This window comes from Streptomyces sp. NPDC020958, from assembly GCF_055562175.1.
Map to the genome: position 1 here is coordinate 214,739 of NZ_JBVHFU010000004.1, position 21,223 is coordinate 235,961.

The 21,223-nt window shown below is 71.5% G+C and carries 18 protein-coding genes, 1 tRNA gene and 1 pseudogene; 6 read left to right on the forward strand and 14 right to left on the reverse strand.

What is annotated here, in order from left to right; translation table 11 throughout:
• Positions 1-61: 61 nt before the first annotated feature.
• Entirely contained in the window at positions 62-664 is a 603-nt protein-coding gene (locus tag ACZ3KP_RS14835) for a TetR/AcrR family transcriptional regulator (RefSeq protein WP_467499581.1), read from the reverse strand.
• Between the two features lie 168 nt (positions 665-832).
• On the opposite strand from ACZ3KP_RS14835, the gene ACZ3KP_RS14840 reads away from it, so the two are divergent.
• Positions 833-4,138 (forward strand): S41 family peptidase, encoded by a 3,306-nt coding sequence (locus ACZ3KP_RS14840; protein ID WP_467499583.1) that lies wholly within the window; start codon positions 833-835, stop codon positions 4,136-4,138.
• Between the two features lie 98 nt (positions 4,139-4,236).
• Here ACZ3KP_RS14840 and ACZ3KP_RS14845 read toward each other — a convergent pair whose 3' ends face one another.
• From ACZ3KP_RS14845 to ACZ3KP_RS14860, 4 genes are all read right to left on the reverse strand, one after another.
• Positions 4,237-4,473 carry a hypothetical protein gene (locus tag ACZ3KP_RS14845; protein WP_467499585.1) on the reverse strand — a complete coding sequence of 79 codons (237 nt, stop codon included), beginning with the start codon at positions 4,471-4,473 and terminating at the stop codon, positions 4,237-4,239.
• Positions 4,474-4,562: 89 nt separating this feature from the next.
• Positions 4,563-5,447 (reverse strand): SDR family oxidoreductase, encoded by an 885-nt coding sequence (locus tag ACZ3KP_RS14850; RefSeq protein WP_358976902.1) that lies wholly within the window; start codon positions 5,445-5,447, stop codon positions 4,563-4,565.
• On the reverse strand, positions 5,444-6,400 hold the full coding sequence (locus ACZ3KP_RS14855; RefSeq protein ID WP_467499587.1) for an alpha/beta fold hydrolase: 957 nt from the start codon (positions 6,398-6,400) through the stop codon (positions 5,444-5,446). Before ACZ3KP_RS14855 ends, ACZ3KP_RS14850 begins: the two co-directional genes overlap by 4 nt.
• Positions 6,397-7,950, reverse strand: a complete 1,554-nt coding sequence (locus ACZ3KP_RS14860; RefSeq protein ID WP_467499589.1) for a flavin-containing monooxygenase — start codon at positions 7,948-7,950, stop codon at positions 6,397-6,399. Before ACZ3KP_RS14860 ends, ACZ3KP_RS14855 begins: the two co-directional genes overlap by 4 nt.
• A 188-nt stretch (positions 7,951-8,138) precedes the next feature.
• On the opposite strand from ACZ3KP_RS14860, the gene ACZ3KP_RS14865 reads away from it, so the two are divergent.
• The 3 genes and pseudogenes from ACZ3KP_RS14865 (at position 8,139) to ACZ3KP_RS14875 (ending at position 10,275) form a co-directional block, all read left to right on the forward strand.
• Positions 8,139-8,759: a MerR family transcriptional regulator gene (locus tag ACZ3KP_RS14865; protein WP_467500268.1), complete on the forward strand. Its 621-nt coding sequence runs from the start codon at positions 8,139-8,141 to the stop codon at positions 8,757-8,759.
• Between the two features lie 253 nt (positions 8,760-9,012).
• A pseudogene (locus tag ACZ3KP_RS14870) lies at positions 9,013-9,801 on the forward strand (recombinase family protein); the annotation flags it as partial.
• Positions 9,802-9,945: 144 nt separating this feature from the next.
• On the forward strand, positions 9,946-10,275 hold the full coding sequence (locus ACZ3KP_RS14875) for a hypothetical protein (protein ID WP_467500270.1): 330 nt from the start codon (positions 9,946-9,948) through the stop codon (positions 10,273-10,275).
• Here ACZ3KP_RS14875 and ACZ3KP_RS14880 read toward each other — a convergent pair.
• Positions 10,242-11,045 (reverse strand): exodeoxyribonuclease III, encoded by an 804-nt coding sequence (locus ACZ3KP_RS14880; protein ID WP_467499591.1) that lies wholly within the window; start codon positions 11,043-11,045, stop codon positions 10,242-10,244. The genes ACZ3KP_RS14875 and ACZ3KP_RS14880 overlap by 34 nt on opposite strands.
• Positions 11,046-11,132: 87 nt before the next feature.
• Between ACZ3KP_RS14880 and ACZ3KP_RS14885 the strand changes: the two genes are divergently transcribed.
• Complete coding sequence (locus ACZ3KP_RS14885) at positions 11,133-11,621, forward strand: GNAT family N-acetyltransferase (protein ID WP_467499593.1); 489 nt, start codon at positions 11,133-11,135, stop codon at positions 11,619-11,621.
• Between the two features lie 160 nt (positions 11,622-11,781).
• On the opposite strand, the gene ACZ3KP_RS14890 is transcribed toward ACZ3KP_RS14885, so the two are convergent.
• The 7 genes from ACZ3KP_RS14890 to galU form a co-directional block, all read right to left on the reverse strand.
• Positions 11,782-11,855: transfer RNA gene (locus ACZ3KP_RS14890), tRNA-Ala, on the reverse strand.
• A gap of 102 nt (positions 11,856-11,957) precedes the next feature.
• A complete protein-coding gene (sepX, locus tag ACZ3KP_RS14895) occupies positions 11,958-13,211 on the reverse strand; it encodes a divisome protein SepX/GlpR (RefSeq protein WP_467499595.1) in 1,254 nt (417 codons plus the stop codon).
• Positions 13,212-13,396: 185 nt separating this feature from the next.
• On the reverse strand, positions 13,397-14,068 hold the full coding sequence (locus ACZ3KP_RS14900) for a GNAT family N-acetyltransferase (protein ID WP_358977320.1): 672 nt from the start codon (positions 14,066-14,068) through the stop codon (positions 13,397-13,399).
• A gap of 20 nt (positions 14,069-14,088) precedes the next feature.
• Positions 14,089-14,616, reverse strand: a complete 528-nt coding sequence (locus tag ACZ3KP_RS14905; RefSeq protein ID WP_467499597.1) for a MogA/MoaB family molybdenum cofactor biosynthesis protein — start codon at positions 14,614-14,616, stop codon at positions 14,089-14,091.
• Positions 14,613-15,125, reverse strand: coding sequence for a cyclic pyranopterin monophosphate synthase MoaC (gene moaC / locus ACZ3KP_RS14910; protein ID WP_360511326.1), 513 nt, complete (start codon positions 15,123-15,125; stop codon positions 14,613-14,615). The genes ACZ3KP_RS14905 and moaC overlap by 4 nt, the downstream gene beginning before the upstream one ends.
• A gap of 127 nt (positions 15,126-15,252) precedes the next feature.
• Positions 15,253-16,575: a molybdotransferase-like divisome protein Glp gene (gene glp / locus ACZ3KP_RS14915; protein WP_467499599.1), complete on the reverse strand. Its 1,323-nt coding sequence runs from the start codon at positions 16,573-16,575 to the stop codon at positions 15,253-15,255.
• Positions 16,572-17,483: a UTP--glucose-1-phosphate uridylyltransferase GalU gene (gene galU, locus ACZ3KP_RS14920; RefSeq protein WP_467499601.1), complete on the reverse strand. Its 912-nt coding sequence runs from the start codon at positions 17,481-17,483 to the stop codon at positions 16,572-16,574. The genes glp and galU overlap by 4 nt, the downstream gene beginning before the upstream one ends.
• Positions 17,484-17,640: 157 nt before the next feature.
• On the opposite strand from galU, the gene ACZ3KP_RS14925 reads away from it, so the two are divergent.
• Positions 17,641-18,198: a 5-formyltetrahydrofolate cyclo-ligase gene (locus tag ACZ3KP_RS14925; protein WP_467499603.1), complete on the forward strand. Its 558-nt coding sequence runs from the start codon at positions 17,641-17,643 to the stop codon at positions 18,196-18,198.
• A gap of 88 nt (positions 18,199-18,286) precedes the next feature.
• Here the strand turns inward: ACZ3KP_RS14925 and ACZ3KP_RS14930 are convergent, their stop codons facing one another.
• Positions 18,287-21,046, reverse strand: a complete 2,760-nt coding sequence (locus tag ACZ3KP_RS14930; RefSeq protein ID WP_467499605.1) for a penicillin acylase family protein — start codon at positions 21,044-21,046, stop codon at positions 18,287-18,289.
• Positions 21,047-21,223: the final 177 nt, after the last annotated feature.

Consider the following 21,223-nt stretch of genomic DNA (forward strand, 5'->3'; position numbering starts at 1 on the left):
CAGGGGTGATCGGCCCGACGACATGAGCGGAGGCGTCAGGTGGGCAGGCTGTGGGGAAGGGTCAGGGGGCGGTGCGGACACCGAGGGCGGGGAGCACCACGGCGTCGATGTACCTCAGCAGGAAGGCCTGGGTGGGCGGCTCTTCGTCGATCAGCGACCGGGCGGCGAACCCCCCGATCATCATGTGCATCACGAAGTCGATCGCCGGGTTGTCCGCGGGGACCTCGCCCCGGTCGATCGCCCGCTGCAGCACCCGGCGGAACTCGGCCATCTCGGGCTCGATCAGGTGCTCCTTGAACGCCGCCAGGAGCTCCGGACTCCCGTGGACCGCCATGGCGAGACCGCGCATGAGCGCGGAGCTCTGCTCCATCTGGCAGTCGTCCGAGCGCAGGGTGAGGGCGTGCAGGTCGCCCCGGAGGGAACCGGTGTCGATCTTCCCGAGGCCGCCCGGCTTGTTGTGCCGCACCGCCTTGGCCACCAGCTCGGCCTTGCCGCCCCACTGGCGGTAGAGAGTGGCCTTGCTGGACTTGGTACGGGCCGCGACGGCGTCCATGGTGAGGGCGTCGTAACCGACCTCACGGAGCAGTTCGAGCACGGCCTCGTACAGCTCGGCCTCGCGCTCGGGCGTGATCCGACTGCGACGCGCCGTTGCGACCTCAGTCATGCCACTCACCCTCCATTGCTCCATCGGTGTCTTCCCGCCTACATCATGAAGATACCCCGAGATCTATAGAAACGAAACCGTTTCGTACGTGTGCTCCCTCACGCCGGGCGCCCCACACGTGTGTCCTCACGAGTTGCTACCCCTCCCGGCCCGGAAAAGCATGGGGAGGTGAGCTATCTGCGCCTGCCGCATCTCCACGGCGACCTGTTGTGCTTCGTGGCCGAGGACGACCTCTGGCTGACCTCCCTCGACTCCCCGGGCCGCGCCTGGCGGCTCACCGTCGACCGCACCAAGGTCGGCCATCCGCGCTTCTCCCCCGACGGCCGCAGGATCGCCTACACGAGCTGGCGCAGCCTGGTGCCCGAGATCCACCTGACCGACGTCGACGGCGGCCCCGGACGGCAGCTGACGTACTGGGGCAGCGCGGACACCCGGGTGTGCGGCTGGACCCCGCCGGACGGCGAGGGCGGCGCCGACATCCTGGCGGTCGCCTCGCACGGCCAGCCGTTCTCCTACTTCACCTGGGCCTACAAGGTCTCCCCGGACGGCGATCCCGGGCGCAAGCTGCCCTGGGGCCCGGTCGCCGACATCCAGGTCACCGACATCGCGGGCGAGCGCAGGACCCTGCTGCTCACCGGCACCCCGCCGCACGAACCGGCGGGCTGGAAGCGCTACCGGGGCGGCGCCACGGGCCGGCTGTGGCTGCACGGACAGCGGCTGCTGGCCGGCATCGGGGGCCACCTGGACGCCCCGATGTTCGTCGGCGACCGCATCGTCTTCCTCTCCGACCACGAGGGCGTCGGCAACCTCTACTCCTGCGCCCACGACGGCTCCGACCTGCGTCGGCACACCGACCACGACGCCTTCTACGCCCGGCACGCCGCCAGCGACGGCACCCGGGTGGTGTACCAGTGCGCGGGCGACCTGTGGCTCGTCGAGGACCTCGGCCCGAACGCGGAGCCGCGCAGGCTGGACGTGCGGCTGTCCGGGCCGCGCGCGGGCCGCCGCCCCTACCAGGTGCCGGCCGCCCAGCACGTCGACGGCGTCTCGGTCGACGAGACGGGACGGGCCAGCGCCGTCGTCGTACGCGGCAGCCTGTACTGGCTCACCCACCGCGACGGCCCGGCGCGCACCATCGCGGACACCCCGGGGGTACGGGTACGGCTCCCGGAGATGCTCGGTTCCACCGGGCGGATCGCCTACGTCACGGACGCCGGGGGCGAGGACGCGATCGAGGTGGCCTCGCTGCCCCGGGCGAGCGGTGACCGTCCGCCGCGCCGGCTGGCCTCCGGGCGGCTGGGCCGGGTTCTCGAACTGGTCTCCGACCCGCTCGGCGAACGGCTGGCGGTGGCCTCGCACGACGGACGGCTGCTGCTGATCGACATGCCGGAGGACGAGGGCGCAGAGGGGGCCGAGGGGGCCGATTCCTCTGCTGACCTGATGGATCCCGCCGATCCCGTCGAGCTGATCCACTCGCTCAACGGTCCCGTCCGCGATCTGGCCTTCTCGCCGGACGGGTCATGGCTGACCTGGTCGCATCCGGGGATCGGCCGTACGCTGCGGCAGATCAAGCTGGCCCGGATCAGCGACCGGCTCGTCATCGACGTCACCAACGGCCGCTTCGAGGACGAGAACCCCGTGTTCACGCGTGACGGCCGCTACCTCGCGTTCCTCTCCTGGCGCGGCTTCGACCCGGTGTACGACGTGCACACCGGCGACCTGTCCTTCCCGCTGGGCTGCCGCCCCTACCTGGTCCCGCTCTCCTCGGCGACCCCCTCCCCCTTCGCCCTCAGCCCGGACGGGCGGCCCGCCGCCGGCGGTCTGGACCCCGTCGAGGACGAGGAGCCCGGCGACGGCAGTGCGGTGACGGTCGAGGTCGAGGGGCTGGAGAACCGGGTGACCCCGTTCCCGGTCGCCGCCTCCAAGTACTCCACCATGTACCCGGTCGCCGGCGGCGGTCTGGTCTGGCTGCGCTGGCCGATCTCGGGCGCGCTGGGCGAGACCTTCGCCAACCCCGCCGACACCAGCGGCCGCCCGACCCTGGAGTACTTCCACATCAGCAAGGCGAAGAAGGCCGAACTCGTCGACCACCTCGACTGGTTCAGCGTCAGCGGCGACGGCAGCCGGCTGGTCGTGGTCGACGAGGGCGAGCTGCGGGCCGTCCCGTCGACCGAGTCGGGCGACGGCGACACGACCGTCTGGATCGACCTGCGCCGCATCCTGCACGAGGTCGACCCGCCCGCCGAGTGGCGCCAGGCCTACGCCGAGGCCGGCCGGCTCATCCGCGACTACTTCTGGGACCCCGGCATGTGCGGCATCGACTGGGACGGGGTGCTGGACCAGTACCGTCCGCTGGTCGAACGCGTCGCCTCGCCCGACGAGTTCGCCGACCTGATGCGCGAGGTCCTCGGCGAGCTGGGCACCTCGCACGCCTACGTCACCCCCGCCCGCCGCAACGAGGGCCCGCCGCACTACCAGCGCTTCCAGGGCCTGCTCGGCGCCAACCTCGCCCGCCGGGAGGGCGGCTGGACGGTCCAGCGGATCCTGCCCGGCGACTCCTCCGACTCCAAGGCACGCTCCCCGCTCGCGGGCACCGGGATCCGCGAGGGCGCGGTGCTCACCCACGTGGACGGCCGGCCGGTGGATCCGGTGGCCGGCCCCTATCCGCTGCTCGCGGGGGCGGGCGGTACGACGGTGGAGCTGACGTTCGTCCCGGGCGAGGGCGAGCCGGGGCCGCCGCGCCGGGTCGCCGTCCTCCCGCTGATCGACGAACGGCCGCTGCGCTACCAGGACTGGGTGGCCAAACGCCGTGAGGTGGTACGGGAGATGAGCGGCGGCAAGTGCGGCTACCTGCACATCCCGGACATGGGCGGTTCGGGCTGGGCCCAGTTCAACCGCGATCTGCGCGGGGAGGTCGCGCGGCCGGCGCTCATCGTCGACGTGCGCGGCAACGCGGGCGGGCACATCAGCGAACTCGTGGTGGAGAAACTCACCCGGACCATCCTCGGCTGGGACCTGACGAGGAACGCCCAGCCGGTGTCGTACGCCTCCAACGCCCCGCGCGGCCCGATCGTGGCGCTCGCCGACGAGGCCACCTCCTCCGACGGCGACATGATCACGGCCGCGATCAGGCTGCTCAGGCTCGGCCCGGTGGTCGGGCAGCGCACCTGGGGCGGCGTGGTCGGCATGACCGGGCGGCACCGGCTGGGCGACGGCACGGTGATCACGGTGCCGATGAACGCGGCCTGGTTCGAGGAGTACGGCTGGTCCGTGGAGAACCACGGCGTCGCCCCCGACCGCGAGGTCCTGCGCACCCCGCTGGACTGGGCGGAGGGCCGCCACGTGGAGATGGACGAAGCGATCCAGCTGGCCCTGGACCTGCTGCGCGACCACCCGGCGGCGATCCCCCCGGACTACACCGAAACCCCCGACCGCTCCCGCCCCAAGCTGCCGCCGAGGCCGACGGCGACGTAGAGCGGGACCGACGGCGACTAGGGCCCCGGCAGCACGCGGGGCGCCCTCCGCGAAGAAGGGCGCCCCGCGCCTACCGGTCGAGCCGAGGAGGACGACGGCTAGGCGTCGTAGTCCTGGCTGAACCGGTCCTGCATCTCCTGCTCGGTGTCGTCCATGGTCTGACGACCGCGCTCACGCGTCTGCTGGCCGTGCTGCTGGGCCTGCTGCGACTGCTGGCCACGCTGCTGCGTCTGCGGGCCGTGCTCCTGCGTCTGCTGACGGCCGTGCTGCTGGCCCTCGCGCGTCTTCTGCTTGGCCTGACCCTGCGTCTTGCCGGCCTTGTCCTTCATACCCATGTGGGTTCACTCCCGTGGAAAGTGAGGGGAATCGGCCCTCGGTGGGGCCTCGACCAGATTCACACGGGCCGACTACGCACGCATGTCGATCAGTGACGCTGCGTAGCACGAGCCTCCTCGTCCGCCGCCCCACCCGCGCCGACGAGCCCCGTGCGCACCCCCTGCAAGCGGGGCGCGAACCGCTTCATCTCGCGCTGCCCGACCGTCCCGATGAGTGCCGGCAGGTAGCCGCGCACGCCCTGCATCCCGCGCAGCCACCACTGCCCGTACACGTGCGCCGAGCGCCGTTCGATCCCGGCGACCATCCGGTCCACCGCCGGACCCAGCGGGTACGTCTTGTTCGACGGCCACGGCAGCCGCTGCCGCAACTCCCGCATCACGTCGTCCTGGTCGGCGCCGCGCACCATGTCGGTGTCCGTCCACGACAGGTACGCGACGCCGACGCGCACGCCCTGGTGGCCGACCTCGGCGCGCAGACTGTGGGCGTACGCCTCCACACCCGACTTGGACGCGCAGTACGCGCTCATCATCGGCGCCGGTGTGATGGCGGCCAGCGAGGCGACCTGGAGCAGATAGCCGCGGCTCTCCGTGAGCACCGGCAGGAACGCCCGTGCCGTCACCGCCGAGCCGATCAGGTTGACCTCGATCACCCGCCGCCACGCCTCGGGGTCCGAGTCGGCGAACGGACCGCCGTTGGCCACCCCGGCGTTGGCGACCACGATGTCGACCTTGCCGAACCGCTCCTTGACCTCGGCCGCGACCCGGCTCATCGCCTCGTGGTCGGTGACGTCGGCGTACCAGTGGGCGCCTTCGGTGTGCAGCCGCCCGGCGGCCTCCTTCAGCGCCTCCTCCTCCAGCCCCACGAGCGCCACCTTCGCCCCGCGCGCGGAGAGCTTGCGGGCGAGCAACTCGCCGACCCCGCGCGCCGCTCCGGTGACGACCGCGACCTGTCCTTCGAGACCGACCCTGCTCATGAGCCCTCCGTGATCCGCTCGGGCGCCTCGGCGCCGGTGTCCGCCGGGGTGACCGTCACATACGTGGTGACGAGGTCCCGGATCTTTCCGTTGACCGGCTCCGGAGCCTCGACCGGTGTCATGTGGCCGATGCCGGGCAGCTCGGTGAGGCCGAGGGAGTGCGGCAGCGCGGCGACCAGCGCGCGGGCGTGCAGCGGGGGCGTGAGCCGGTCGGCCGTACCGGTGAGGACCGCCGTGGGGACCCGCAACTCCCGTACGCCGGCGTCGAGGTCGAGCTCCGCGAGGACACCCGCCCAGGCATGCCGTACGGCGCGCGGGCAGGCGTGCACGATCCGTGCGCACGCCTCCACCATGTGCGGGGCGGAACCTGCGCCCATGGTCGCGTACTTGAGGATGCGCTTCGCGACCGGCGTGACCGGACCGAGCGGGGCGCGCGACGCCAGCACACGCGTCGTGAGCCGGGTGCGCAGGGCCCCGGCGCGCAACGGTATGACGAGCGCCTCCGCGATCAGCCGTGAACTCCCGGTGCTGCACAGCAGGACGGCGGCGGCGTGCTCCCGGAAGCGGGGACGCGCGGCGGCCGCCATGACCGTCATGCCGCCCATGGAGTGGCCGACGATCACGGCCTTCTCCCCGGGCGCGAGTGTCTCGGCCAGCACCGCTTCCAGGTCGTCCGCCAGCGCACCGGTGGTGCACGCGGGGCTCGCGGGACTGCGCCCGTGCCCCCGCTGGTCGTAGGCGACGACCCGGTGGTCGACGGCGAGTTCCCGGATCTGTGTCGCCCAGAAGGCGGTGGAGCAGGTCCAGCCGTGGGCGAGGACGACGGGGGGCGCGCCCTCGGGGCCGTGCACCTCGACGTGCAGCCGGGCGCCGTCGGCGGAGACGGCGGTGAGTTCCCGCGCGGGCACGGGCGGGGCGTAGGGCCCGCTGGTCACGTGGGCCGGCCGGCTCATGCGCCCACCTCCGCGCCGGACCTGGCTCCCGGCTCGCCGGCCCCGTCCGCGGCCCCGTCTTCGGCCCCGTCGTCGGGCAGGGGCGGGCGGATCACGTCGTACTCGGCCAGGTCCACGCGCTGGGTCGCACGCCGGAACTCGGTCGTCGTGCCGGGCCAGATGGTGGTGTTGCGGCCGTTCGCGTCCAGGTACCAGCTGGTGCAGCCGCCGGTGTTCCAGACGGTGCGCCTCATGCGTTCCTGGACCTTGTCGTTCCAGGCGGCCACCGCGCCGGGGCGGGCGTCGAGGGCGACGCGCCCGCCGAGGACCCGGAGCTGGCGCAGGTAGTCGGCCAGGTAGTTCAGCTGGGACTCGATCATGAGGATCATGGAGGAGTTCCCGAGGCCGGTGTTGGGTCCGATGATCGTCATCCAGTTGGGGAACCCGGCGGCCGAGGCACCGCGCAGCGCCTGCATGCCGTCCTTCCAGGTCTCCGCGAGGGTGCGACCGTCGGCGCCGACGACGCGTTGCGCGATCGGCATGTCGGTGACGTGGAAGCCGGTGCCGAAGATGATCGCGTCGACCTCGGCGGTGCTGCCGTCGGCGGCGACCACCGTCGAACCGCGGACCTCGGCGAGGCCGCTCGCCACCACGTCCACGTTCCGCCGGGCGAGCGCCGGATAGTAGGTGCTGGACAGCAGGATGCGCTTGCAGCCGATGCGGTAGTCCGGGGTGAGCTTCGCCCGCAGCGCCGGGTCCTTGACGGCGCGGGCCATGTTGCGCAGGGCGAGCTTCTCGACCAGGCCGAGTTCGTCGGGGTGCTTGGTGAACGCCTGGACCTGGAGTTCCCGGATGCCCCACAGGAGCCCGCGCCGGGCCCGGGTGGTGAAGGGCAGCGCCCGGTGCAGCCCGCGTTCGGCGGCGCCGATGGCGCGGTCCACGCGGGGCATCACCCAGGGCGGGGTGCGCTGGAAGAGGGTGAGGCGGGCGACCTCGGGCTGGATCGCGGGCACGATCTGGATCGCGGAGGCACCGGTGCCGACCATGGCGACCCGCTTGCCGCGCAGGTCGTAGCCGTGGTTCCAGCGGGCCGAGTGGAAGACCTCGCCCTCGAAGGAGTCCAGGCCCGGGATCGCGGGGATCTTCGGGTCGGACAGCGGGCCGGTGGCGGAGACGACGACGTCGGCGGAGAAGGTGCCGGCGGCCGTCTCGATGTCCCAGCGCAGCTGCCGCGCGTCCCAGGTCATCCGCTGCACCTCGGCGCCGAAGCGCAGGTGGGGCCGGAGCCCGAAGGTGTCGGCGACATGCTCCAGGTAGGCGCGGATGTGCTCCTGCCCGGAGAAGGTGCGCGGCCAGTCGGGGTTCGGGGCGAAGGAGAAGGAGTACAGGTGGGACGGCACATCGCAGGCGCAGCCCGGATAGCTGTTGTCCCGCCAGGTGCCGCCGACGCCGTCCGCGCGTTCCAGGACGACGAAGTCGGTGACCCCCTCCCGGCGCAACCGTACGGCCGCGCCCAGTCCGCCGAAACCGGACCCGATCACCGCCACCCGTACATGCTCGTGCTGGGCCATCCCGGAGCCTCCACACCTCGACCGTGATTGCGCCAGTAATCACTGGCGCAGTCGCACTCTAGGGCAGCTCCGTACTGATGGGTAGGGGCCGCGCGGAAGACGTTCGCATCAGCGGCTCCGCCGCGGGTACCGTCGGTACAACGTAGGCTGCGGCCGTGGCAGACGACGACGGACCGCGCGAGTACCGCATGGAGGAGCTGGCGAGAAGGGCCGGCATAACCGTGCGCACGCTGCGCTTCTACCGCGAACGCAAGCTGCTCGCACCGCCCCGCCGTGAGGGCCGTATCGCCTGGTACGACGACCACCACCTGGCGCGGCTGCGCACCATCTCGGCGCTCCTCGAGCGCGGCCACACCCTCAGCGGCATCGCCGAACTGGCGGAGGCCCTCGACCACGGCCGGGACGTGGCCGACCTGCTGGGCGTCGACACCCCCAGCGAGGAGGAGCCGGTCCGCCTGACCCCCGAGGAACTCGCCGCCCGCTTCGAGGGCGAGGTCACCCCGGAGAACCTCGCCGCCGCCATGGAACTCGGCTACCTGGGCACCGACGGCGACGACATCGTCCACATCAGCCGCCGCCTCCTGGACGCCTCCTCGGCCCTGGTCCGCGAGGGCTTCCCGCTGGCGGAGGTGCTGGCGGCGGGGCGCAGCGTACGCGAACACGCCGACGCCCTCGCCGATCTCTTCGCCCGGCTCGTCCTGCGCCACGGCCCCGAGGAGGACCTGGCCCGCCTGCGCCCGCTGGCCCGCAGCGTGGTGGAGGCGGAGGTCTCCCTGGCCCTGGACCGCAGGCTGCGGAAACGTAGCTAGATCGCCGACCGCAAGGACTCACTCCTTCGGGGTACTTTCCGGAGACTGCCCCTCGGAATGATGTTCGTGCTCCGAGAGTGAGTCGAAAGGCCCCGGCGGCTGTGCGACCAGCCCCGGGGTACGGCCGACTCTGCCTAGGAGCGTCGACGTGTCCGAGCGTAGTCCTCAAGCACCTCCTTCCGTCCCGTTCCCTCTTCGCCGTACCGAGCGACCAAGAGCTCTTGCCGCGTTGCGCCTCAGCTGCCTCACCAGCGTGACGACCTCACCGGACCTACAGCGCGCGGTCATTCAGCTCACCGCAGAGCGACTCGGTTTCGACCTCGTGGCCGAGGCTTCGGACCTCGGCGTCTCGGCCCGTCGGACGACACCGTTCGAGAGGCCTGCTCTCTCGTCCTGGCTGCTACGGCCGCAGGCATTCGAAGCGATCGTCTGGTCCCACGTGGATCGCGCCGTGCGCTCCGTGGCCCACATGACCGAACTGCTCGCCTGGGGGCGGCGGCACGGGCGGACGTTCGTCTTCGGTATGCCCGAGACCGGTCCCCCTCTCGTCGTGACACCGCAGGCGAAAGGTTCGGCTGTCCGGCAGTGCATGGCCCTCGCCCACGATGCCGAGCAGGAGGCACGCACCATCTCCGCCCGGCTCAGCAGCAGCCATGAAGCGCTGCGGACAGCGGGCCGATACGGCGGCGGGCTGGTCCCGTTCGGATACCGGAAGGCACCGCACCCCTCGGGCAGCGGGTGGTGCCTGGCCCCCGACCCCGAATCCGCCGCCGCCGTTCACATGATTGTGGCTGCCGTGCACGAAGGACGTTCCCTGATCTCCATCGCACGCGAACTGAACGATTCGGAGGTACTGGTACCCCGCGACCGACACGCCCGGCTTCAGGGCCGCCCGACGGGCGGGCATCGACACGGACGGGAATTCGAGCGGTTCCGGTGGACTTCGGGGACTCTGTCCAAGGTCCTGCGGAGCCCGTCACTGGCAGGGCACCGGACACATGGCGGGCAGACGGTCCGCGACGCACACGGCAGCCCGGTACTCGTCGGCCAGCCGCTGCTCTCCGAGGAGGAGTTCCAAGCCTTGCAGGACATCCTGGCGGCCCGTTCCAACGGCACTCGCCGACCGAGAAGCCGGACAACCGCCCTGCTCACCGGCATCGCGCATTGCGCAGGCTGCGAAGGGCGCATGTACTTCGCCGCACGCAAGGGGTATCCGTACGGCGACTACATGTGCCGCGCGACAGCACGCGGCGACGTCTGTCCCCGCCCCACTGGAATCCGCTCCGACTGGCTCGACGAGTACGCCGTCAACCGCTACCGCGAGGCGTTCGGCACGGCCGGTGAGGTGACGCGGGAGCAGTTGCTCAGGGACGGAGTGCGCGTCACTGTCGGCAAGGGGCGCTCGGGTGGCGGACGGGACCGGTCGGCCGGGCCCGACACCTCACGCCTGACCTTCACCCCCGGTGAACGGCCCATCTCACCTCACACCTCGAAGACCACCGTCACAGGCGCGTGATCCGACCACCGCTGCTCATGACTGGCCGCCCGCTCCACGAACGCCTTGACGGCGCGGGCGGCCAGTCCAGGGGTCGCGACGGCGAGGTCGATGCGCCATCCTGAATCGTTGTCGAAGGCCCGCCCCCGGTAGGACCACCAGGTGTACGGGCCCTCCATGTCCGGGTGGAGCGCGCGTACGACGTCGACGTAGCCGCCGTCGGCCGGGTCCAGGACGGTGCCGAGCCACTCCCGCTCCTCCGGGAGGAAGCCGGAATTCTTGGTGTTGCCGCGCCAGTTCTTCAGGTCGGCCTGCTGGTGGGCGATGTTCCAGTCGCCGCAGACGACGACCTCGCGTCCGTCGGCGGCGGCGCGTGCGCGCAGTTCCTTCAGGTGGGCGTGGAACTCGCCCATGAAGCGCACCTTCTCGTCCTGCCGCTCGGTACCGACCTCGCCGGAGGGGAGGTACAGGGAGGCGACGGTGACACCGGGGAGGTCGGCCTCGACGTAGCGCCCGCTCGCGTCGAACTCGTCCGACCCGAAGCCGATCCGCACCCGGTCCGGCTCACGCCGGGTGTACAGGGAGACCCCGGCGCGCCCCTTGGCCGCCGCGGGGGCGTGCACGACGTGCCAGCCGCCGGGCGCACGCACCTCCTCCGGGAGCTGCTGCGGTTCCGCGCGCACCTCCTGGAGGCAGAGCACGTCCGCGGAGGTCTCGGCGAGCCACTCGACGAAGCCCTTCTTCGCGGCGGCACGCAGCCCGTTCACATTCACCGAGGTCACAGTCAGCACGCGGGAACGATACCGGCACACTGGACGGAGTCCCGACGCCCACCGCGCCGCCCGACCGAGCGCCCGTACGAATCTACGATGCCCCTCATGAACATTCGCCGCGTTGCCTTCGACCACCCCGACGCCGTCAAGCTCAACGACGAGGTCCAGGCCGAGTACCACGTCCGCTACGGCGACGGCGGCGACGCCACGGTCCTGGACCCCTCCGACTTCCGGCCTCCGAACGGGGTCTACCTGATCGCGTACGACGAGTCCGACCGCCCGGTGGCCACCGGCGGCTGGCGCAGCCAGGACGCGAACGGCGAGGGCAACGAGGACGGCGACGCCGAACTCAAGCGCATGTACGTCGTCGAGGGGATGCGCGGCCGGGGCCTGGCCCGCCGGATCCTCACGGCCCTGGAGGACGACGCCCGCGCGGCCGGCCGGCTGCGCATGGTCCTGGAGACCGGCACCAAGCAGCCGGAGGCCATCGCCCTGTACACCTCCAGCGGCTACGCCCCGTGCACCAAGTTCGGCTACTACCGCCACTACGAGTCGAGCCGCTGCTTCGCGAAGGACCTGCGCGGGGACCGGTAGCCGGCCTCGGGCGCCCACCGCCCCCACGGCGTCGACACGGAGTCGCGGGGTGGTGGAGTGCTTCGAGCGGACCCCGGAAACGACGAAGATCCCGACCGATCATGAAGATCGACGGGATCTCGTCAACCACCCCCGAGCGAACTCGAGAACAGATGTGCAGTGGACCTGAGGGGATTTGAACCCCTGGCCCCCTCGATGCGAACGAGGTGCGCTACCGGACTGCGCCACAGGCCCTTGCAACGAGTGAAACTCTAGCATCCCCGTCGGGGTGCTTGGAAATCCGTTCCCTGACTGGTCAGGACCGGGGTCCCGAGGGAGCCTCGGGCCCGCTCCGGATCACTCGTTGGCCGCGCGCGGGCGCTCGCCGTCCTCGTACTGGTCGAAGAGCGGCGTACGGCCGCGCTCCCGTGCCCGGCGGGCGGAGGCCGCCCGGCGGGCGTCGGTGCGGCCGTCGTCCGGCCTGTCGTCGTCGGCGGCGGTCCCCTGCGCCTCGGGCTCCGGCGCCGCCGGCCTCGCCTCCAGCTCCGGCGCGACGGAGCTGGACCGCGCGGAACTCCACGCGTCGGGCGCCCCGAGGTCCACGTCGGAGGTGGCGCGCGGGGCGACCGGCGCGGTCACGTAGGTCGGCAGCGGCACCGGCACCGGGTCCCAGCTGTCTCCCTGTCCGGGCCGCCGCTGCCGCTCGCGCTGCTGGTCGACCCACTCGGCGTGGTCGGTCTGCTCGACCAGGGCACGCCGGTCCGCGGCGAGCGCGGACAGCCCGGGGTCGGTCTCGGTGGCCGGGCCCTCGTCGGGTTCGTCGGCGACCGCGCCCGGATCGAGGGGTGCGCGCCGCCGCGGCTGCCGCTCACGCAACCGCTGGGCGGCGGCCTCGGCCTGACGCCGGTCCATCTGGTAGGCGAAGCGGCGCCGTTCCTGCGTGCGCAGGTAGGCGATGTACGTGCTGAGCATCACGGCGGGCACGCCGGGCGCCCACAGGAACGCCAGCCCTCCGACGGCCGCGACGATCGCGCCGAGCGTGAAGGCGACGAAGAGCAGGACGGTGGTGCGCCGACGGCGCGCGAGCACCTTCGAGCGCTGGGCGCGTGCTGCCGCCGTCTGCGTGGAGGGCGCGCGCCGGGCAGCCGGGACCCGCTTGCGCGCCGCGTCCGGTTCGGTCGCGGGGGTGGCTGCCGGGGCCTGCCCGGAGGCGGCCGCGCCGCCTTGCCGACGTGCCGGTGCGGAGGGCGACTTGGCCGCCACAGCGGCCTGCTGGTCGTGGGCCGGTTCCCGGTACCCGGGTGTCTCCGGCTCCGCCTCCGCCCGGACCTGACGGCGGGTCGGAGGCATGGCGAAGGCCCGGACGTCCACCGAGTCGGTGACGTCCGGATCACCGGCGTCCTGCTCCCCCTCCGAGGCGGAGCGCGCCCTTAGGTCCCTGGCGTACCGGCGCTCCATCCCCGCCCGTCCGGACAGCAGCCGGATGGCGGTGCTGAAGCGTTCCGTCGGACGGGCCTCGTTCAGCTCGTCCTGCCTACGGAGCCACATCGGCACCAAGTAGGCGGCCCAGGCCCCGACAATGACTGCGTAGATGAGGCCGCTGCTGCTCACGCCTCACACGGTAGAGGGGTTTGCGTGGGGCCATCTGCCAATTGCGTCGGTGTGTCGCACGATCCGGCTGATATTTCGAGCTTTTTTTGTGACCGATGCGATCAACAGGCCGCCGGAGTCGCGAATTCAACGCCCCGAGGCGGTCACCAACCGATCAATTTCGAACACTTATTCAATTTCCGGGGCTAGCCGGGATTCCCCGAGGTGTTCTGCTGATTCCAGGGGGCGTTCGGGCCGCCCGTCGTGCCCGGCGCCTTCGCGGACGCGCTCCTGGAGCGTGCCCGCTGCCAGCGCGCGAGCAACCCCTCGGGCACCTCTTCCGCCGTCAGGGCGAAGACGAGGTGGTCGCGCCAGGCTCCGTCGATGTGCAGATAACGCGGCCGCAGCCCCTCCTCGCGGAATCCGAGTTTCTCCACCACCCGGCGGCTGGGCCGGTTCTCAGGGCGAATGCAGACCTCGATGCGGTGCAGCCCTACGGTGCGGAAACAGTGATCCACCACGAGCGCGACGGCCGTCGGCATCACCCCGCGGCCCGCCACCGACCGGTCCACCCAGTAGCCGACGTGCCCCGAGCACATCGACCCCCAGGTGATCCCGGCGACCGTCAGCTGCCCCACCAGCCGCCCCTGGTACTCGATGACGAACGGCAGCATGCGCCCCGCGTTCGCCTCGGAGCGCAGGTGCCGGACCATCTGCCGGTAGGTCGGGCGGTGCGTGACCGGCCCGCTGGGGGTGGGCGGCGGAATGGTCGCCTCCCAGGGGCGCAGCCAGTCCCGGTTGCGCCGGTTGACCTCGCGCCAGGCCCGCTGGTCGCGCGCTTTTATGGGCCGCAGGACGACATCGCCGTCCACCAGCACCACGGGCCAGGAAGGGCTGTTCAGCTCGCACCCCCACTGCCGGTTCCAGGGTGGTCGCCGCCGCGGATCTGGTCGACGGCGTGCGCCAGCAGCGGTTCCAGGACGGCGAGGCCGTCCCGCACCCCGCCGGTGGACCCCGGAAGGTTGACGATCAGTGTCCGGCCCGCCACCCCGGCCAGGCCCCGGGAGAGCGCGGCGGTGGGCACCTTCTCCCGTCCGAACGCCCGGACGGCCTCCGCGATGCCCGGCACCTCGTAGTCGATCACCGCGCGGGTCGCCTCGGGGGTGCGGTCGGTGGGCGAGACGCCGGTGCCGCCGGTGGTCACGACGACGTCGTACCCGGCCTCCACCCCGGCGCGCAGCGCGGCCGTCACGGGCTCCCCGTCGGGCACCACCCGCGGCCCTTCGACGGTGAACCCGAAGCCCCTGAGGCCGGCCACGACCAGCGGACCGCCCCGGTCCTCGTAGACCCCGGCGGCGGCACGGTTGGAGGCGGTCACCACGAGCGCCCGGTACGGCGCACCGCCGCCCGCGGGCCCGCCCGTCACGTCCGGCTCCAGTCGCCCGACTTGCCGCCCGTCTTCTCCTCCACGCGTACGTCCGTGATGACCGCTCCCTTGTCGACCGCCTTGACCATGTCGATCACGGTGAGTGCCGCCACGGAGACCGCCGTGAGGGCCTCCATCTCGACGCCCGTGCGGTCCGTCGTCCGGACGGTGGCCAGGATCTCCACCGCGTCGTCCGCGACCGACAGGTCCAGTTTCACACCGGAGACCGACAAGGGGTGGCACAGCGGGATCAGATCGGGGGTGCGCTTGGCCCCCATGATCCCGGCGATGCGCGCGGTGGCGAGGGCGTCGCCCTTGGGAACGCCCTCGCCGCGCAGCAGCTCGACCACGCGGGGCGAGACGAGGACGCGTCCGCTCGCGCGGGCGGTGCGCGCGGTCACGTCCTTGCCGGACACGTCGACCATGCGGGCGGCACCCGCGTCGTCGATGTGCGTCAGACGCTCGGGCACAGGGGGTCCGGGGGTCTCCCCCCGGAAGGGCTCAGTCATGCTGTGTGGCGCTCCCGGTCCGGGCCCGTCGCGGTGCGGCGCTCGGGCCTGCTGTGCGCGACACGGTACCGCCAAGCAGGCGCACCCGACCGGGCAGGACCGCCCGCCGGACAGCACCGCCCACGCCCTAGCCGAGCAGGACGACCTCGACCTCGGTGCCCGGCTCGACGGTTTCCACGTCCTCCGGTACGACGATCAGCGCGTCGGCGTGCGCCAGTGCCGCGACCAGGTGCGAACCGGCCCCGCCCACGGCGGTGACCTCGCCGTCCGCGTACGCCCCGCGCAGGAACTGCCGGCGCCCCTTCGGGGAGCTCAGCGCCTTGCCCGCCCTGAGCGTCGCCGTGGTGCGGGGGCGGTGGACGTCGGGCAGGCCCATCAGGGTGCGGATGACGGGCCGGACGAACAGCTCGAAGGAGACGTACGACGACACGGGGTTGCCCGGCAGGGCCAGCAGCGGGGTGTGCTCGGGGCCGATGGAGCCGAACCCCTGGGGCTTGCCCGGCTGCATGGCGAGCTTGCGGAAGTCGATGCCGCCGCCCGCCTCGTCCTCGTCGGCGACGTGCGCCAGCGCCTCCTTGACGACGTCGTAGGCCCCCACGCTCACCCCGCCGGTGGTGACCATCAGGTCGGCGCGGACGAGCTGGTCCTCGATGGTGGAGCGCAGCGTCTCGGCGTCGTCCACGACGGCGCCCACCCGGTAGGCGATGGCACCGGCGTCCCGGGCGGCGGCGGTGAGGGCGAAGCTGTTGGAGTCGTAGATCTGGCCGCTGCCCAGCTCCTCGCCGGGCTGGACGAGTTCGCTGCCGGTGGACACGACGACCACGCGCGGGCGCGGGCGCACCCGCACCGTGCCGCGGCCGACCGCGGCGAGCAGGGCGATCTGCGGCGCACCGAGCACGGTGCCGGCCTCCAGGGCGAGGTCGCCCGCCTTCACGTCGCTGCCCTTCGCGCGCACGTGCGCGCGTGCCTCGGCCGGCCGGTGCACGCGCACGTGTCCCCGGGCGCCCTCGGGCGTGAGGCTGCGCGCCCGCATCCCGGTGACCGGTCCCTCGCCGAGCCCGCCGTCGGTCCACTCCACGGGGACGACGGCCTCCGCGCCGGGCGGCAGCGGGGCGCCGGTCATGATGCGGGCCGCCTGGCCGGGGCCGACCGGGGTCAGCTCGGCCGCGCCCGCCGCGACGTCCCCGACGACCTCCAGGACGGCCGGGAACTCCTCGCTCGCGCCCGCCACGTCCGTGACCCGTACCGCGTACCCGTCCATGGAGCTGTTGTCGAAGGGCGGCAGCGAGACCGGCACCATGACGTCGTCGACCAGGACGCAGCCCTGCGCGTCGAGCAGTTGCAGCTCGATGGGGTCCAGGGGGCGGACGGTCGAGAGGATGTCCTCCAGGTGCTCGTCCACCGACCACAGGCGGTCCGGGCCGGCGGGGCGGGTCGCGGCGCTGCTCAACTCTGCTGCATCTCCTCGGCTACGTAACTGCGAAGCCAGGCCCGGAAGTCCGGTCCCAGGTCTTCACGTTCGCACGCGAGTCTGACAATGGCACGCAGATAGTCGCCGCGGTCGCCGGTGTCGTACCGCCGGCCCTTGAAGACGACGCCGTGCACCGGGCCGCCCGCCTTTTCGTCCTGGGCGAGCTGCTGGAGGGCGTCGGTGAGCTGGATCTCGCCGCCGCGCCCCGGTTCGGTGCGCCGCAGTATGTCGAAGATGTGCGGGTCGAGCACGTACCGGCCGATGACCGCGTAGTTGGACGGGGCGTCCGCCGCGTCCGGCTTCTCGACCAGTCCCGTCACCTTGACGACGTCGCCGTCGGTGGTGGTCTCGACGGCCGCGGAGCCGTAGAGGTGGATCTGCTCGGGGGCGACCTCCATGAGGGCGATCACGCTGCCGCCGTGCCGCTCCTGGACCTCGATCATGCGCTGGAGCAGGGGGTCGCGGGGGTCGATCAGGTCGTCGCCGAGCAGCACGGCGAAGGGCTCGCGGCCGACGTGCGGGGCCGCGCACAGCACGGCGTGACCGAGGCCCCTGGGGTCACCCTGGCGCACGTAGTGCATCGTGGCCAGGTCGCTGGACTCCTGCACCTTGGCGAGCCGGTGGGCGTCGCCCTTCTTCTGGAGGGCCGACTCCAACTCGTAGTTGCGGTCGAAGTGGTCCTCCAGGGGACGCTTGTTGCGTCCGGTGATCATGAGGATGTCGTCGAGCCCCGCGGACACGGCCTCCTCGACCACGTACTGGATCGCCGGCTTGTCGACGACCGGCAGCATCTCCTTCGGAGTGGCCTTGGTGGCCGGCAGGAACCGGGTGCCGAGGCCTGCCGCGGGAATGACAGCCTTGCTGATCCTGGGGTGCGACTGAGTCATGTCCGCAACCTTATCCGGTGCCTTTGCCGAGAATCTGAGCCTCCGGTCAATTGGCACGCATATGACCTGATTGAGAAGGGTACGGGAACGACCAGTGGAGCACGGTGGACCCGAGGCCGAGAGTGACAAGCCGACATTGCGGCGGAACTTCCTGGGGATGAGGAACAGGTTGACGACGGATGTCGTCAGGGAGGCGGCCGACGCGCTGTCCGGACACGCACTGGAGCTGCCCGAGCTGGCGGGCGCGCAAACCGTCGCGGCCTACGTCTCCGTCGGGAACGAGCCGGGCACCCTCCCCCTGCTGAACGCGCTGCTCGCGCGGGGTGTGCGCGTCCTGCTCCCCGTACTGCTGCCCGACAACGACCTGGACTGGGGCGCCTATGCCGGGGAGGACTCCCTGGCCCTCGTCCGACATGGCGGGAAAATGGCCCTGTTCGAACCCTCGGGTGAACGCCTCGGGCCGGACGCGGTGCTCCGCGCGGACGTGGTGCTGCTGCCGGGACTGGCCGTGGACGCGCGTGGGATGCGGCTGGGGCGCGGCGGCGGGTCGTACGACCGTGTGCTGGCCCGGCTGGAACGCGCGGGCGCGCGGCCCGCGCTCGTGGTGCTGCTCTACGGCACGGAGATCGTCGGGCACGTGCCCGCGGAGGCGCACGACCGGCCGGTGCAGGCGGTGGTGACGCCGTCGGGCACCCGCCGGTTCGCCGGCCCTTGAGCGGTCCCGTGCGCCGCACGGGTGCGAAACGGCCCACCACGCGTACGTGGTGGGCCGTTTCGGCGGTGCCCGGGGTGCGGTCAGCCGCTCACGGCTTGAGGACGAGCGTGTCGCTGGTGCTCTTGTCGACCGCCTTGTCCGAGAACGACCAGGGGAGCAGCTCGCCGGCGGCCCACTTGCCCGTCTGGTCGGTGTAGTGGGCGCTGAAGGCGTGGCCGGAGGCCCCCGTCAGGTTGATCCACTTGGATTTGTCGAGGTCGTCGAGGTTGACGACCATCCGCATGGACGGGACCCAGACGACGCCGTAGCCGCCGGCCGCGTTCCAGCCGGTCGCGTTGACCGTGGCCTCGCCGCCGCTGAGCTTCCAGGGACCGCGGTTGAGGACGTACTGCAGGAAGCTCGGGCCGTCGGTGCCCAGGGTCTGGTTCTTCAGGAACAACCGGTGCAGCCGGCCCCAGCTCCAGGTGTCGATGTCCTTGCCGAGCTTGGCGGTCAGCTCCCAGCGGGCGTCGATCATGGCGCGCGCGAACAGCTCGTTCATGTTGTCGGCCTTGGGGCGGGTGCCCGACTTCGGCGTCTTCCACCAGTCGCTGTTCGGCTGGTTCATGAGGGTGCGGACCACCTCGAACCAGCGGTCGCCGCCGTCCGGCTGGGCCTGGTCGGCGTCGCGCTCGCCGCACTCGCGCACCTTGGCGTCGTCGTCGACCGGACCGGTGCTGTCGATCTTGTCGACCCACAGGCACTGGCCCTTGACCCGCAGTTCCTTGGGCAGCTTGTTGCCGAAGGCGAGCTTGAGGACGTTGCGCCAGACCGCGTTGAAGTAGGCGGCGGCCGCCGAGTCGGAGTCCTGGGTGTAGTCCCAGCCCTCGAGCAGCTTCTGGGCCTCGCGCACGTCCTTGTCGTCGAGGTTGATCTTCAGCAGCCTGGGCACCAGCAGCTTGGCGATCTCACTGCTGTTGTCCAGCTGCATCTGGCGCATGTCGTCGGTGGAGATCTTGCCGCCGTCCTTGATCTTCGACTCGATCAGGTCGGTGATGCGCTGGCTGCGGGTGCCGTAGCCCCAGTCCGTGGTGAGGGTGTAGGGGTACTTGTCCTTGTCGATCACGGCCTGGTTGGCGGTGACGATGTAGCCGCGCTTCGGGTTGTACTCGTAGGGCAGTTCGTCCTGCTTGATGAACCCGGTCCACTTGTACTTGGAGTCCCAGCCCGGGGCGGGGATGGAGCCGTCGTCCACCGAGGACCGCGTGGGGATCTTGCCCGGAAGCGTGTAGCCGATGTTGTTCTTGGTGTCGGCGTAGATCAGGTTCTGCGAGGGCACGTCGAACTGGGCGGCCGCGTTCCGGAACTCGCTCCAGTCGGACGCCTTGTCGAGGGCGAAGACGGCGTCCATGGTGGTGCCGGGGTCCAGCGCGGTCCACCGCAGGGCGATGCCGTAGCCGTCGCCGCGGTCGGGCGCGGCGGTGTTGACGGTGGCCCGCTTGCCGACCTGGACGAGTTCGTCGTCGCGGTCGGACAGCAGGGGCATGCCGTCGGCGGTCTGGCGTACGACGATCGTCTTCGACGCGCCGCCGGCGACCTTGATGGTCTCCTCACGCGTGGTGAACGGCTTGGTCCTGCCGTTGTAGAGGTAGCCGTCGCCGGAGAGCTTCTCCAGGTAGAGGTCGGTGACGTCGACACCGGAGTTGGTCATGCCCCAGGCGATGTCCGCGTTGTGGCCGATTATCACTCCGGGCATGCCGGCGAAGGTGTAGCCCGTGACGTCGTACTGGCACTTGCTGGAGACCGTGGTGCAGTGCAGGCCCATCTGGTACCAGACGGACGGCAGCGAGGCCGACAGGTGCGGGTCGTTGGCGAGCAGCGGCTTGCCGCTGATGGTGTACTGGCCGCCGACGACCCAGGAGTTGGAGCCGATGCCCTGGCCGTTCACACCGACGGCCGTGGGGACGTCGTCCAGGACGTTGTAGAGGCCCGCCAGCTGGCTCGTGACCGCCGAACCGGCGGACGACGAGGTGGTGCCGGTGCCGGTGCCCGTCGAGGTCCCGGAGCCGCTCGTGGCGCCGCCCTGCTGGAACGTCCGGGTGACGTCGTCGTACTGGCCCTCCTGGACGATCGCCTTGTTGCGGCTGTACGGGTAGTCCGGGTAGAGGTCCTTGATCTGCTGCGGGTCGAGGCGGCTGGTCATCAGGGCGCGGTCGATCTCGTCCTGCATGTTGCCGCGCAGGTCCCAGGCCATCGCCTTCAGCCAGGAGACCGAGTCGACCGGGGTCCACTGCTCGGGCTTGTAGTCGTTGACGAAGCCGAGGGCCGCGTACTCCAGGGAGATGTCCTTGCCGTCCTTGCCGGCCAGGTAGGCGTTGACCCCCTTGGAGTACGCCTGGAGGTATTTCTTCGTGGCGGCCGACAGCTTGGTGTCGTACTCCTGCTTCGCGACCCGGTCCCAGCCCAGGGTGCGCAGGAACTCGTCGTTCTTCACCTGGCCCTTGCCGAACATCTCCGACAGGCGCCCGGACGTCATGTGGCGGCGCACGTCCATCTCGTAGAACCGGTCCTGCGCCTGGACGTAGCCCTGGGCCATGAACAGGTCGGCGTCGGTCGAGGCGTAGATCTGCGGAATGCCGTTGCCGTCGCGCTTCACGGTGACGGGCCCGGAGAGGCCTTCGAGCGTGATCGAACCCTTGGTCTGCGGGAAGGACGCACGGACGGTGCTGATCGACCAGTAGGCCCCAAAGGCGATGCCTCCGACGACGGCCAGGACGAGCACCAGAACGATCAGACGGGCTTTGCGCCCCTTCTTCCTGCCGGTCTTGCCGGGCTTGTCACCCGATGTGGCGGTGGTGTTGGGGGGCATCGCTGTCCTTGCTGTCCTAACGCGAGCGGCAGGCGGGCATGTGCTTTTGACTGAGCGCTGGAGCAACCATAGGCGCAGGGCCCGTCACCACTTGACGCGGAGTCGGGTACCGGCGGGCACGGGCGTTCGATCTTGCCTCGGCGAGCGTCAAGAAAGCGTCAAGAGTTAGGTAAGGTA

What these genes read in the sequence shown, in the direction of transcription:
- ACZ3KP_RS14835 (WP_467499581.1), bottom strand. Translation starts at nt 664, where the DNA reads ATGACTGAGGTCGCAACGGCGCGTCGCAGTCGGATCACGCCCGAGCGC.
- ACZ3KP_RS14845 (WP_467499585.1), bottom strand. Translation starts at nt 4,473, where the DNA reads ATGGGTATGAAGGACAAGGCCGGCAAGACGCAGGGTCAGGCCAAGCAG.
- ACZ3KP_RS14850 (WP_358976902.1), bottom strand. Translation starts at nt 5,447, where the DNA reads ATGAGCAGGGTCGGTCTCGAAGGACAGGTCGCGGTCGTCACCGGAGCG.
- ACZ3KP_RS14855 (WP_467499587.1), bottom strand. Translation starts at nt 6,400, where the DNA reads ATGAGCCGGCCGGCCCACGTGACCAGCGGGCCCTACGCCCCGCCCGTG.
- ACZ3KP_RS14860 (WP_467499589.1), bottom strand. Translation starts at nt 7,950, where the DNA reads ATGGCCCAGCACGAGCATGTACGGGTGGCGGTGATCGGGTCCGGTTTC.
- ACZ3KP_RS14865 (WP_467500268.1), top strand. Translation starts at nt 8,139, where the DNA reads ATGGAGGAGCTGGCGAGAAGGGCCGGCATAACCGTGCGCACGCTGCGC.
- ACZ3KP_RS14875 (WP_467500270.1), top strand. Translation starts at nt 9,946, where the DNA reads ATGTACTTCGCCGCACGCAAGGGGTATCCGTACGGCGACTACATGTGC.
- ACZ3KP_RS14885 (WP_467499593.1), top strand. Translation starts at nt 11,133, where the DNA reads ATGAACATTCGCCGCGTTGCCTTCGACCACCCCGACGCCGTCAAGCTC.
- moaC (WP_360511326.1), bottom strand. Translation starts at nt 15,125, where the DNA reads ATGACTGAGCCCTTCCGGGGGGAGACCCCCGGACCCCCTGTGCCCGAG.
- galU (WP_467499601.1), bottom strand. Translation starts at nt 17,483, where the DNA reads ATGACTCAGTCGCACCCCAGGATCAGCAAGGCTGTCATTCCCGCGGCA.
- ACZ3KP_RS14925 (WP_467499603.1), top strand. Translation starts at nt 17,641, where the DNA reads ATGAGGAACAGGTTGACGACGGATGTCGTCAGGGAGGCGGCCGACGCG.
- ACZ3KP_RS14930 (WP_467499605.1), bottom strand. Translation starts at nt 21,046, where the DNA reads ATGCCCCCCAACACCACCGCCACATCGGGTGACAAGCCCGGCAAGACC.